At 74.9% G+C, this 12775-nt stretch carries 10 protein-coding genes; 4 read left to right on the top strand and 6 right to left on the bottom strand.

The annotated features are described in order from the left end of the window. Window positions 1-24: 24 nt before the first annotated feature. Together ACFC0B_RS05030 and ACFC0B_RS05025 are read right to left on the bottom strand one after the other, a co-directional pair. On the bottom strand, window positions 25-339 hold the full coding sequence (locus ACFC0B_RS05030; protein WP_376082243.1) for a hypothetical protein: 315 nt from the start codon (window positions 337-339) through the stop codon (window positions 25-27). 286 nt (window positions 340-625) lie between these two features. Further along, complete coding sequence (locus ACFC0B_RS05025) at window positions 626-1834, bottom strand: MFS transporter (RefSeq protein WP_376082240.1); 1209 nt, start codon at window positions 1832-1834, stop codon at window positions 626-628. A gap of 123 nt (window positions 1835-1957) precedes the next feature. Between ACFC0B_RS05025 and ACFC0B_RS05020 the strand changes: the two genes are divergently transcribed. Beyond that, window positions 1958-2959, top strand: a complete 1002-nt coding sequence (locus ACFC0B_RS05020) for a helix-turn-helix domain-containing protein (protein WP_376082237.1) — start codon at window positions 1958-1960, stop codon at window positions 2957-2959. Between the two features lie 8 nt (window positions 2960-2967). On the opposite strand, the gene ACFC0B_RS05015 is transcribed toward ACFC0B_RS05020, so the two are convergent. Continuing rightward, window positions 2968-3279 (bottom strand): hypothetical protein, encoded by a 312-nt coding sequence (locus tag ACFC0B_RS05015; RefSeq protein ID WP_376082235.1) that lies wholly within the window; start codon window positions 3277-3279, stop codon window positions 2968-2970. Here ACFC0B_RS05015 and ACFC0B_RS05010 point away from each other — a divergent pair. Both ACFC0B_RS05010 and ACFC0B_RS05005 read left to right on the top strand, forming a co-directional pair. Continuing rightward, window positions 3248-3526: a response regulator transcription factor gene (locus ACFC0B_RS05010; protein WP_376082233.1), complete on the top strand. Its 279-nt coding sequence runs from the start codon at window positions 3248-3250 to the stop codon at window positions 3524-3526. The two genes, ACFC0B_RS05015 and ACFC0B_RS05010, sit on opposite strands and share 32 nt — an antisense overlap. 55 nt (window positions 3527-3581) lie before the next feature. Next, the gene (locus tag ACFC0B_RS05005) at window positions 3582-4151 is read left to right on the top strand and encodes a hypothetical protein (protein ID WP_376082230.1); all 570 of its coding nucleotides are present in this window, start codon (window positions 3582-3584) and stop codon (window positions 4149-4151) included. On the opposite strand, the gene ACFC0B_RS05000 is transcribed toward ACFC0B_RS05005, so the two are convergent. Next, a complete protein-coding gene (locus tag ACFC0B_RS05000; RefSeq protein ID WP_376082227.1) occupies window positions 4135-5544 on the bottom strand; it encodes a PP2C family protein-serine/threonine phosphatase in 1410 nt (469 codons plus the stop codon). The two genes, ACFC0B_RS05005 and ACFC0B_RS05000, sit on opposite strands and share 17 nt — an antisense overlap. Before the next feature lie 136 nt (window positions 5545-5680). Then, window positions 5681-6841, bottom strand: a complete 1161-nt coding sequence (locus ACFC0B_RS04995; protein ID WP_376082224.1) for a hypothetical protein — start codon at window positions 6839-6841, stop codon at window positions 5681-5683. A 432-nt stretch (window positions 6842-7273) separates the two neighbouring features. Between ACFC0B_RS04995 and ACFC0B_RS04990 the strand changes: the two genes are divergently transcribed. Continuing rightward, window positions 7274-10501 carry a discoidin domain-containing protein gene (locus ACFC0B_RS04990; RefSeq protein ID WP_376082221.1) on the top strand — a complete coding sequence of 1076 codons (3228 nt, stop codon included), beginning with the start codon at window positions 7274-7276 and terminating at the stop codon, window positions 10499-10501. 234 nt (window positions 10502-10735) lie between these two features. Here the strand turns inward: ACFC0B_RS04990 and ACFC0B_RS04985 are convergent, their stop codons facing one another. Then, window positions 10736-12592: a hypothetical protein gene (locus tag ACFC0B_RS04985; protein WP_376082218.1), complete on the bottom strand. Its 1857-nt coding sequence runs from the start codon at window positions 12590-12592 to the stop codon at window positions 10736-10738. Window positions 12593-12775 lie beyond the last annotated feature (183 nt).

Genomic DNA, 12775 nt, shown 5'->3' with positions numbered 1-12775 from the left:
CCGGCGCCCGGTCCGCTCCGCGCCCTACCCCGCGCGCAGTTCCGCCTCGCGCGCCGCCAGCGCGAGCGCGAGCACCCGTTCCCGGTACGGGTTGCCGGCGTCCAGCGCCCGGGCCGTCGCGATCGCCTCCTCCAGCAGCGCCAGGCGGGCCTGCGGCAGCCCGCTCACCTCCGGGAAGCGGGTCGCGTCGACCAGCACCCGGGCCAGCTTCGATCCGTACACCTCGGGCGAGACCTGCGTCAGCAGCCGGTAGGCCCGCAGCCCCCGCGGTCCCCGCAGCACCCGCCGGTCCGTGCTGAGCAGCAGCATCCTCGCCCGCAGCACCGCATCCTGATTCACCGTGTCCCCCTTCGTCCGTCGCCACACCCCTCCCCCGCGCCCGCGCAGGGCAGCACGACGTGCGTGCCGACGCCCGGGAGCGGGCGCCGGCACGGCAGCCGGGGAGAGTGGATGACGTCGAGTCTGCGGGTCGCGGAGGCGCCGGACAAGGGTGATCGACTGTGCTCCCGGTCCTACCCGACAGGGCCTCTGACAGGCCATGATGGAGTCGACACTCTGCCGGGCCCCGTGGGCGGGCACCCGGGCCGACGGCAGCACGGGGGCCTCGGCTGCGACGGGCCCGCGGCTACGACGGGTCCGCGGTGTGCCAGGTGGCGATCCAGCAGGCGGTCGCCAGGGTGGCGGCGCCCGCCGCGGCCATCGCGGCGCCGGTGCCCGCCGCGGTCGCGAGCACGCCGAAGCAGGCGGGGCCGAGGCCCTGCAGGGTCATGGTGCCGGAGGACAGCAGCCCGAACGCCTGGCCCTGGTGGTCGTCGGGCACCGCGTCGAGGAAGGCCCGCTGCAGCCCCAGGGCGTAGGCGAAGCCGGTCCCGGCACACAGCAGCAGGACCGCGCTCAACCCGGCGCCGGGGTCGGCCGCGAAGGCCAGCAGCGGCAGTCCCATCAGCGCGGCGAGCGGGGCCACCAGCCGTTCCCGCACGGGCGGCCGCACCAGACGGCCGACGACCACCGCGCCCACCAGCATGCCGGCCGGCAGACAGGCCATCAGCAGGGCGTAGGCGCCGGGGGCGAAGTGCCGCTGCCCGGCGTAGGCGACGATCAGGGCCTCGGCCCCGGCCGTGGCGGCGCCCGGCAGCCATTGCGCGAGCAGCAGCCGCCGCGGGCGGCGGGCGCCCATCAGGGCGGCGGCCCCGCGCAGTCCGGCCTTCGCCACCGAGCCGGACGGCGCGCTGTCGGGGTCGACGCGCGGCAGGCCCAGGCGAACCGCCACCGCCGCCGTGAGGTGGAGCGCCGCGCCGACGGCGAGCGCCGGGCGGGTGCCGAGGGCCGCGACGGCGGCCCCGCCGACGGCCAGGCCCGCCAGTTGGGCCACCGAGGAGGCCATGCTGTTCAGCGACCGCCCCAGCACATAGGCGTCCCCCGTCAGCCAGCGGGCCACCAGCCGCCCCGAGGCGCCGTGGAACACCGGCGTCACCACCGCGACCAGTGCCACCAGCGCCAGGTCCACCGCGACGGACAGCGGCAGCGACGCCAGGGCCAGTGCCGCCGCGGCCTCCAACAGATAGCCCCCGGCGATCAGCGCCCGCGGCGGCAGCCGGTCGGCGAGCGGGCCCAGCAGCACGCTGCCGAACAGTTGGGGCAGGAAGCCCGCCCCGAAGGCCACCGCGCTCAGCAGGGGTGAGGCGGTGGTGGCGAAGACCAGGACCGAGAACGCCGAGATGCGCAGCGAATCGGCCGTGATCGCCACCGACCGGGCGAGGAAGAGCACCCTGAACCGGGGTTCGGCGAGGACCTCACGGTAGGTGGTGCGGTGTGTGGGCACGTGCGTGGTCATACGCGGCAGCCTCCCGGGGCGGTCCCGGCCGGGCGAATGATTCGTCCCTCGACGTAAGGTCGAGAGGTCCCGAGGTCCCGGGGCGTACGGCCGCAGCGGCCCGTGGGGCCGTAGGGTCGGGGCGTGATCCGCTTCGAAGTCGCCGCCGAGGCCCTGCTGCGCAGCCGCTTCGCCCTCTCCCCCGCCTTCGAGCTGGCCTGCCTGCTGCGGTCCCTGGACGGCCGGGGCCGCGGGCGGCTGCCCCCGGCGTGGGCGGCGCGGCTGCGGCCCGCCTTCGAGCGGCTGCGCGCCGCGAGCGACCTGGACGCGGCGCTCGCCCTGCACACGCCCCGCGGTGGCGCCGACTTCATCGCCGTTCCGCCCAGGGGCCTGGCCCAGACCTGGGCCGAGGACCTGGCCGCCGTCCGGGCGACGCCGCCGGAGCAGGCCCGCGCCGAGATCGCCCGCACGCTGGCCGTGCAGCCGGTCCGGGACCCCGGGGTCCGGCGGATCCTGGACGCACCGGACGCCGTCGAGCGGATCGCCGTCGCGCTGGACCTGGCCTGGCACGAACTCCTGGCCGCCGACTGGCCGTTGCTGCGCGCGGTCTGCGAGCGGGACGTGGTGCACCGGGTGGGCCTGATCGGCGAACAGGGGTGGGAGGCGGTGATCGCCGGCCTGCACGACGGGGTGTCGTGGCGCGACGGGGCGATCGAGGTCGGCGTCGCCGGCGGCGGCACCGTGGCGCTGGCCGGGGAGGGGCTGCTGCTGATCCCCTCGGTCTTCATCGTCCCGACCCTGGCGGCGCACACGGCGCCGCCCTGGCCGAAGACCCTCATCTACCCCGCCCGCGGCACCGCCGCCCTCCTGGAGACACCGCCGGCCGGCCCGCCCCAGGCCCTCGGCGCGCTGATCGGGCGTTCGCGGGCCCGGGTCCTCGCCGCGCTCGACACCCCCGCCAGCACCAGCCAGCTGGCCCGCCAGCTCCGGCTGGCGACCGGCGCCGTGGGCGACCACCTCGCGGTCCTGCTCGACGCCGGCCTGCTCAGCCGCGCCCGCTCGGGGCGCTCCGTGCTCTACCAGCGCACGGCGCTGGGCGACGCCCTGGCCGGCGCCGCGGGCGGCGCCCCCGCCGGGACCGGGTGACGCCCCGCTCAGCCGGCGGACAGGTCCAGCTCGAAGGGCGAGCCGCCGGAGCCCGGCGTCCAGCCCCTCGACCGCGCGGCCCGGATGCCTGCGGCGACCTCCCTCGGCAGGACGAGCTGCTCCGGCACCGGGGCCGGATCGAGGAAGACCCGCCGGCCGGTCTCGACGACGAGCACCGTCCCCGGGCGGGCCGCTTCCTCCGCCACGTAGCGCAGGGTGCGGCCTTCGTAGTCGCAGCACAGGTGCTGCCTGCTCACCCGCCAGCGGTACTCGACGCCGTCGACGACGATGCGCCGGGAGCCCTTCTCGGGCAGTGCCATCGGTGTTGCCCCTCAGCCTTCGGTCGTCCGTGTCCTCACCGACAGTCTCCTGGCGGAACTCCCGTGTGTCATCCGACTTCCGAGCCACGCCCCGCGGGGAGCACGCCGGATCGCCGCTCGGCTCTTCATCGGCCCCGCCACCGTCAAGACCCATGTGGCCCGCCTGCTGACCAAGCTCGACGCCCGCGACAGGGTCCACCTCGTCATCGCCGCCTACGCGGCGGGCCTGGTGTCGGCATCCGGTTGAGTCACGGTCCAGGCTGCCGGCGATGACCCGCACGGCAGTTGGTAGCGTGCTCGGCGTGACGGAACCGCAAGAGCTGGAAGCACTGGTACTGACCCCCGACGAGCGGGCCCGAGGGGTCCGGGTCGACCGTGTGATGTTCACCCTGGACTGGACCGGTGAGGACGAGCCGGGCGAGCTGGCGGCGTTCGTGGCCGGCCGGGTGCGGGCCTTCGGGACGGAGCCGGCCGGCGTCGACACCGAGGCCGTCCGCCGGGAGGCCGAGGCCGATCCGGCGCTGCGCCGCGGTGATCTCCCGGTCCGCCAGCTCGACCACCTCTCCGGTGTGCTGGCGGATCTCGGCTGCACGCTCATGGTGTGGGACAGCGGCACCGACGCCTACGAGGTGCTGGTCGCGCCCACCGGTGACGGTGCGCCGGCCGGGCTGACGCACGAGGGTCTCCCGGTGCGCCCCTGGGGCACCGCACCCGACGGGACCCTGGTCAGCCTGGACTGCCCGGGCTGCTCGCAGATGCTGGTCTGGGAGCTGCCGCCGGCCGAGACACTCGCCGACGAGCGCTGCGACTGCGGCACCCCGCTGTTCGACGCCGCCGGCCTCCCGCTGCCCGGCGTCACCCTCCACGACTGAGCCGCTCACCGGGGCACACCGCGGCGGCGTGGTCGTTGGCGACGGGGACCGCCGCCGCCACGACGCCACAGTCCTGGGGCAGGCCCTGGGGAAGGCGGGCCGGGCCGTCCTCGGCGGGGAGGCGGATGGCGAGGAGCGCCATGTCGTCGTGGCCGTCGCTCGGGTGGTGGTCGACGAGGAGGTGCACGAGCTCGTCCAGTGGCAGGGTGGCGTGGGCGGCGGCGAGCGCCGCGAGGGCGTCCAGGCCCTCGTCGATGGGGCGTGCGGGGTCCTCGACGAGGCCGTCGGTGAACAGGACGACGGTGGCGCCGACGGGCAGCGGGCGGGTGTGGTCGGGGCGGTGGAGGCCGGGGTCGATGCCCAGGGGGATGCCGGGTTCGGCGTCCAGGTACCGGGCGCGCCCGTCGGGCGTGACGACGAGGGGCGGCAGGTGGCCGGCGCTGCTCCAGTGGAGGCTCCAGCCGTCGCCGGAGGGTTCGATCCGGGCCAGGCACACGGTGGCGACCGGCAGGTCAGTGAGGGCGCCCACGGTGTGGTCGAGCTGGGTCAGCACCGAGCTGGGCGGGGTCCTGCGGTCGAAGAGCAGGGCGCGGAGCATGTTGCGGGCCTGGGCCATGGCGGCGGCGGCCTGCAGGTCGTGGCCGACGACATCGCCGATGACGGCCGCGCAGGCCCGGTCGGGCAGGACGGCGGCGTCGTACCAGTCACCGCCGACACCGGCCGGCTCGGCGGCGGTGCGGTAGACCGCCGCGCCGGAGAACGGGGCCAGGTTCGGCAGCGTGGGCAGCAGCAGCCGCTGGAACCGCTCCGCGCTGTCGCGCAGGTAGCCGAACAGCCGGGCGTTCTCGATGGCGACGCCGGCCGCACCCGCGAGCGCGCGGACGATCTCCTCGTCGTCCTCGTCGAACGGCCGACCGTCCGCGCGCTCGGAGAGGTACAGGTCGCCGTAGATCTCGCCGCGGACGGTGATCGCCACGCCCAGCAGCGTCCGCATCGGCGGATGGCCCGGCGGGAAGCCCACCGAGGCCGGGTGGGAGGGGATGTCGTCCACCCGCAGCGGCTCCGGGTGGCGGATCAGGTGCCCGAGCACGCCGCGCCCGTGCGGGAAGTCGACACCGGCGAGGGCGGCACGTTCCTCCTCGCTCAGGCCGGCGGTGACGAACCGCTCCAGCCGGTCGCCCGAGGAGCCGAGCACGCCGAGCGCCCCGTAGCGGGCCCCGACCAGGTCCATCGCCGTCGTGACGATCCGGTGCAGCACCACCGGCAGCTCCAGGTCGCCGCCGATGGCCACCACCGCCGACAGCAGCGCCTGCAACCGGTCCTTCGCCCGGGCCAGCGCGCGCAGCTGCGCGGCGGCGTCCTCCGGCCGCCCGTCCGGAGCCACCGGAGCCACCGGGGAACGCGGCAGCTCCGCCGCACCCGGTGACCCGGCCGGCTCCGCCCCGGACGTCACGACACCGCCTCGTTCATCACCCCCACGCTACGCACGACACCGCCGTCCGGCCCGCCGGCCGTGCCCCGCGCCCGGGCTACCGGACGGTGTCGCCGGTCTCCCGCACCACCGTCCAGCCGTCGCCGTCCAGCGCGTACACGGGCGGCCGGGGCCGCACCCACACATGGGCGAACGGCAGGTCGTAGCCACCGCAGCCGCCGATCACCACCACGTCCCCCCGCCTCGCCCCGGCCGGCCCCGGGACCTCGTCCGCGAAGACGTCGCCCTCGTAGCAGTTGGCGCCCAGCAGCCGGTACCGCCCCCGGTGGTCGCCCGGCGCGGCGGGGAACTCGATCGGGTGCGCCCGGCTCTTCACCGTCCGGGCCAGGTTGGTCCCCCCGTCCAGCACCAGCAGCTCCCGCCCGTCGCGGGACTTGCGGACCGCCACCCGGCAGACCAGCGCGCCGTGCGCCTCCACCAGGGAGCGCCCCGGCTCGATCACCAGGTCCACCGCGTCCGGGTCCAGCCCGGTCTGCCGGCACCCGGCCGCGACGGCGGAGGCGTACGTCTCCCACCCGCGCCCGGGCACTCCCAGCGGCGGGAACCCCCCGCCGACGTCCACCGTCAGCCGCTCCTCGGCCGCCCCCGCCAGCTCCCGCAGCACCCCGGCCCAGGACAGCAGCGCCTCGCGGTACGCCTCCGGCCCGGACAGCGTCGAGACGCCGACGTGCACCCCCCACACCGGTCGGCCGGCCCGGCGCAGCAGCTCCCGCGCCCGCACCACCTCGGCCGGCAGCAGCCCGAAACGCGACCGCTCGCCGCTGCCGCCCCGGGTCGCGAGCCGCAGTCCCACCGGCGGCGGCCCGTCGGGCAGCGCGAGCAGGTCGCCCAGCTCGGTCAGCGAGTCGACCTGGACCGGTACGCCGAGCCCCGCCGCCCGGGCCAGCTCCGCCGGGCTCTTCACCGGCCCGTCGTAGACGATCCGCTCCGGTGCGAAGCCGTCCTCCAGGGCCAGCGACAGCTCGGCCCCCGACACCACCTCCGCCGCCGAGCCGAGCTCCGCCAGCCGACGGGTCACGGCCGCCAGCGGATTGCTCTTGTACGAGTACGCCACCGTCAGGTGCGCGAACTCCTTCCGCCAGACCCGCTCCATCTCCTGGTAGCCCGCCGTGAGCGCCTCCAGGTCGAACAGGTAGAACGGCGTCGCGCCGCGCTCCGCCACCTCCAGCGCCCCAGCCCGCAAACGATCGCTCAGCACGGTGTGCACCACCTCCCGGAACGGTTCGGACGGCCGCGAAGCACGATAGGCGAAACCCGCCGGGTTGTCAGTGGCACCTCAAGGCCGGGGCGCGATCCGGGCTGGTCGACCGGGCGGGCCGGACCGGATGACGCTCTCGCGCTGCGCGCCGGAGCCGTGCGGGAACTCGGCGGGGCCGGCGGGCCACCGTCGGCACCCCGGGCGACGGGCACCGCGACGGGACCGCGGGAGGCCCCGTTCCCCGGCGGGTGCGGACGGGCAGGGATGCCCCCGACCACACAGCCGCGCCGGGAGGGACATCGCCCGCGGCAGCACCGAGGCGGACCTCGCTTTTTCTGGCAAACCCTCAAAGACAATGCTCTTCATACGATATGACTGTCAGGGTCACAGATTGACCGTGCACGTAGCAGTCTTGACGATGAAGGGAACATCGTGGGGAAACTGATCACACGGGCCTCGACAGCGGTGCTGGCGGGTCTGGTCGCGGCCTCCGTGCTGCCCGCCCAGGCCGGGGCCGCCGCCGCGCCCTCGGTCTGGGTCGCCAGCGGCGCCGACCATGTCTTCTCGTCCTCGCCGGCGCCCCAGCGGCCGAGCGGCGGGGTGGCCCTGTTCTCCGCACGCAACGAGGTCCAGGCCGCCCAGATCGCCGTCCGCTCCGGAGGGGCCCTGAGCGCCCTTTCGGTGCGGGCGGGCGACCTCACCGGGCCGGGCGGGGCGGTGATCCCGGCGTCCAGGATCACCGTCGACCGGGAGTACAACCACCCGAACATCCGGAAGAACAACAGCCCGCACCAGCAGGACCCGCCGAACGGCGGCAACGCCTACTACGACGCGCTCGTCGGCAACGACCCGTACGACCTGGCGGCCAACACCACCCAGCCGTACTACTACAGCGTGGCGGTGCCCCCCGGCCAGGCACCCGGCACCTACACCGGCAAGGCCACCGTGAACAGTTCGGCGGGCCCGGTGGACGTACCGGTCTCGGTGACGGTGTACGCGGCCGACCTCCCGCCGACGAACCGCTCCACCTTCCGGCTGAACAACTGGTTCACCTCGGTCGGCTGGGACTACACCCAGACGGCCGGTTCGATACCCGGCCAGTTCGGGGTGGAGGCGTACTCCAAGGACTGGTGGACCCTGATGGGGAACATCGCCAAGAACCACGCCAAGCACCGCAACAACACCGTCTTCGCGGACTTCCAGGCGCTCGCCATCCCCGGCACCACGCTGGTGAACGGCACCTACACCTTCGACTGGACGACCTTCGACCGCTTCGTCCAGCTCTTCCAGGACGCCGGCGCGCTCCAGTACATCTACACCCCCCACCTCCTGGAGGACAACGGGTCGACCGTGGAGGTGCTCGTCGAGAACGGCAGCGGCGGGGTCCGGATGGACCGGTTGGCACCCGGCTCCAAGAAGGCCGAGGACTACCTCGCCGCCGCCCTGCCCGCGCTGAAGGCCCACCTCGACACCAAGTGCCTGGACGCGGGACCGGTCTGCGGACCGGGCCGCCGGTGGAGCGACGTCTTCTACCTCTCCGCCTCCGACGAGCCCCAGCCCGCCGACGCCGCCTGGACGGCCAACGCCGACTGGCTCTACCGGCGCTACCACGACTACTTCCCGCAGGGCATGACCAACGAGGCTCACCTGACGCCCGTGCCCGACGTCGACACCACGCTCTCCACCCTCACCGCGCACGTCGACGACGACTTCGACTACAACGCCGTCTACTACCAGGACAAGCGCCTGGCCGGCAAGGACCTCTGGCTCTACTTCAGCGGCAGCCCCGAGGACGGCCACCCCAACCGCCTCATCAGCTACCCGCTCTCCGACTCCCGGCTGACGCCGTGGATGGTGTCGGCGATCGGCGGCAACGGGTTCCTCCACTGGGGCTGGAACATCTGGTCGGAGTGGGACGCCACCTCGCGCACGTTCAAGGCCGTCGACACCCTGAACGGTCCGACCAGCGGCGACCCGTTCCTGGTCCGCCCGAACCTGACCCCCGGTGCGCTGGACGTCTACAACAGCGTGCGCAGCGAGGCCCTGCTCGCCGGTGTCCAGGACTACGAGCTGCTCAAGCAGCTCGCCGCCACCAAGCCGGTCCTGGCCCACGCCCTGACCTCCTCGCTGATCACCAGCAGCACCGAGTTCACCACCTCGGGCACCGAGATCGACCACCGCCACAAGCAGATCCTCGACGCCCTCACCACCCCCGGGCCCGACGCCTCCTACCCGTTCACCGACGACTTCTCCACCGGCGCCGACACCCAGTGGCGCCACACCCGCGGCTCCTGGACCGTCACCGGCGACCAGGCCTACGCGCAGACCAGCACCGGTGACGAGTGGAACAACGTCACCGCCGTGGCCGGACGCGCCTACGCGGACGTCGCCGCCTCCGTCGACGTCCGGATCACCGGGACCAACGCCAGTGGCGGCGACACCAACTGGGCCGGCCTGACAGTCCACAGCCAGAACCCGGCCGACCGGCAGACCGGCTACCTGGTGGCGCTGCGCAACAACGGCGAGGTCTTCGTCCAGCGCGGCAACACCACCCTGGGAACCGCCACCGTGCCCGGCTTCTCCCCCGGTCAGACGGTGACCCTGCGGGTCGTCACCCGCGGTTCCTCGCTCGACGTGTACGCGGGCGCGACGAAGCTGACGTCCGTCACCGACCCGGCCTACCCGGTCGGCAACATCGGCCTCGCCACCGGCGGCGCGGCCGCCCGCTTCGACAACGTGCGGCTCAACCCCGGCACCGACCCCGCCGAGGCCGCCACGGTCTCCGCCACCAGCAGCTACGAGGCCGACGGCTGGAGCAGCGCCGCCCTCACCGACGGCCGCCGGTCGCTGCCGACCGGCACCCTCGGCTGGAGCAGCATCGACAACCTGTCCACCGACCACACCGAGTCGGTCACCGTCGACCTCGGCTCGAACCGCCGGATCAGCCGCCTGGACCTCTTCGCCCGCGCCGACGGCGCCAACACCGGCCTGGGCTTCCCGGTCGACTACACCGTCCAGGTCTCGACCGACAGGAGCACCTGGACCACCGTCGCCGACCGGCACGACCAGCCGCGGCCCGACGCCTCGGCCCAGACCGTCGCGTTCGCGCCCGCCGAGGTGCGCTACGTCAAGGTCACCGGGACGAGGCTGCGGACCGACCCGCGCGGCAACTACCACCTGCAGCTCGCCGAGATCGAGGCCGCCGGGGACAACCTGGCCGCCAACCGGCCGGTGACCACGTCGAGTTCGATCGAGGGCTCCGGCTGGCGCCGCGCCGCGGCCACGGACGGCGTGCTGAACTCCGCCGCGGGCTACTCGATGGGGTGGAGCAGCCTCAGGTCGCCGACGGCGGCGGGCAACGAGTCGATCGTCGTGGACCTCCAGGGCGCGAGCCGGATCGAGCAGGTCCGGCTGACCCCGCGCACCGACGGCGCCAACACCGGCCTGGGCTTCCCGGTCGACTTCACCGTCCAGGTGTCGGCCGACGGCACCACCTGGACGACGGTCGCGGACCGCCACGACCAGCCGCGCCCGGGCGGCACCCTGACCCTCCCGTTCGCGCCGGCCACGGCCCGCTACGTGAAGGTCACCGGCACCCGGCTGAGTGCCGACCAGTTCGGGGACCACTACCTGCAGCTCGGCGAGATCGCCGTCTCCTGACGCCGTGATGCCCTGACGCCGTGATGCCGGGCGTCGTGACGCCGTGATGCCCGGCCCGCGCCGCCGCGCTCGGAGCGCCGGTGCGGTAGGCCTCCCGACGCTCGGCCGCCTCCTTCGGGCGGCCGGGCGCCGGGCCGCGGTCGCCGGGCATCTCGTCCGGTTGTCGGCCGAGGCGCTCGGCGGCCGCCGTTCGCGGGAACCCGGCCGGGAACAAGCGGTCGGCGGTGCGCCGGGTCAGGGCCGGGGCGCGGCCTGGTCCTGGACGCGGCCCTGGAGCGCCTTGGACAGCTCCGCCACGCAGGCCGCGAGCTGTGCGGTCGTCAACCGGCCCGGGTCCTCGCCGCAGCCGCCCGCCGGTGGAACCGGGGGCGCGGTGGACGGCTGCCCGGTCGGCGCCGGTGTGCCGGGCGCGGGCGTCGGTGCCGCGGTCGGTGATGCGGTCGGGGTCGGGGACGCGGACGGCTGGCCGCCGGGGGCGGTGATGCTGCCGTTCAGCGACACCAGGTTGGGCGTCACCCGGGCGTCGCCGGACAGGTCGATGTAGTCCTGGGTCTGCCCGTTGAAGTCCACGAAGCCGCGCCACCGGTCCCGGCCGAACGGGATGATCTCCTGCAGCGCCCCGCCCTTCCCGGTGCTGATGGTGATCGAGGTCTGCTGCGCCATGTACGACACCATCCGGCTGGCCAGCACGTCCAGGTTCACCGGCGGTTCGTCGTCGCCGCGCACGTACACGTGCAGGTCGTTGAGGCCGCCGCCGGCCCGGTCGGCCCGGACGACGGCGAACGCCACCACCAGTTGCGAGGAGCTGTCCCTCGGCACCAGCGGCGTCACGTAGTAGAGGTGGCCGTCCGCCTTGGACCGCAGCAGGAACTCCCCCGGGTTGGTGGCGTTGGTCGCCGCCGAGGTGTGGGCGTAGCCGAAGCCGCGGCCGTCCTTCGCGCCGCGCCCGCCGAGCCACTGCACCTCGTGGATCTGCGAGCGGACCACCGAAGCCGGGTACACCGCCCCCGGGAGTTCGCCCGGGGCCACGTTCGCCCGGTAGGACACGTCCGGGCGGCCGTCCGGCGAGCCGCGCAGCACCAGCACACCGGCCGGCTCCAGCACCGTGCGCTGCCGGTAGCCGGTCTGCCGCGCCACCGAGACGACCACCACCGGTTGGGCGGTACGCGGGTCGGCGCCGTCGCAGTAGCCCCAGATGTCCTGGTCGCTGTAGACCAGGCCCGGGAAGCGCTCGGCGAGCAGGTTGCGCAGGCTGACGGCCCCCGTCCCGCCGAAGGCCCGGCGGAAGGCGTGCTCGCCGCGGAAGGCGCAGGTGACCACGGAGTTCGAGCGGCCGTCCCAGACGGTGACGCCCTCCATCGGCTGTTCGCCGGAGCCGTCCAGGACGGCCGTCCACACCCCGCCGCCCGCCGAGTCGTCGGGCAGGTAGTGCAGGCTGTGCCCCAGCAGGTGGACCCCGGAGGTCAGGCCGGCGCTGTCGGTGAGCGCCTTGGTCGCGGCGGCGTAGGAGGCGGTGCGCGCCTCGAAGTCGAAGTCCGGCATCGGGGCGGTCTTCACGCAGGCCGGCACGTCCGCGGTGCCCACCAGGTCGCAGCGGCCGCCGTCGCCGGGGCGGGTGTGCTCGGTCACCGGCAGCACCGAACGCGGTGTGCCCGCGCCGCCGGCCGGGACGTCGAGCACGGTCGCCGCCGCGTAGTAGCGGCCCGCGTCCTTGTCGTCGTCCCACAGCCCGGTGCCGGCGCGCACCAGTGAGCCGACCACCCCGAGCACCACCACGGCCACGACCAGGCGCACCCGCCATCCGCCGAGCCCCGCCCCGGCCTCGTCCGCGATGTGGAGGACCGCCCACACCGTGCCGCACAGTCCCACGGCGATCCAGAACCAGAACAGCGGCGCCGCGTCCAGCGGACCGCCGTTCGGGAAGAACTCCCGCTCGATCAGCAGCCGGTAGCTCTGGTCCTGCTGCCCGAAGCCGCCGAACGCGAAGTGCTTCACCAGCCCGACGACGAAGGCGAGCAGCGGCATCCAGAGCCACCAGACGGCCAGCCCCACCGCACCGCTCCGCACCGCGTGCCCCACCCGACTCGTCACACGCCCCCCGCTCCGCGCCCCGCCGCCGCCCACTCCCCCGGGTCTCCGGGTTTGTCCCGTCCCTTCCCGCCCCGCCGGTCCGGCAACCGTACGGGAGGGGTGGGGCGGCGGGCTCCCGGATGCGGTCCGCGGGCTGGGGTCGGTCAGGCCTCGTCCATGGGGCCGTGGCGGCGCCGGGCGTGC

It is taken from the genome of Kitasatospora sp. NPDC056184, assembly GCF_042268405.1.
Classification (GTDB): domain Bacteria; phylum Actinomycetota; class Actinomycetes; order Streptomycetales; family Streptomycetaceae; genus Kitasatospora.
Note: the sequence above shows the minus strand (reverse complement) of the source record. Positions and strands in the feature narration are given on the sequence as shown.

Bases quoted from the DNA above. Each gene is read 5' to 3' on its own strand.
- ACFC0B_RS05010 (WP_376082233.1), top strand. From the start codon at position 3,248: ATGCGCCGGGAGCCCTTCTCGGGCAGTGCCATCGGTGTTGCCCCTCAG.
- ACFC0B_RS05025 (WP_376082240.1), bottom strand. From the start codon at position 1,834: ATGACCACGCACGTGCCCACACACCGCACCACCTACCGTGAGGTCCTC.
- ACFC0B_RS05015 (WP_376082235.1), bottom strand. From the start codon at position 3,279: ATGGCACTGCCCGAGAAGGGCTCCCGGCGCATCGTCGTCGACGGCGTC.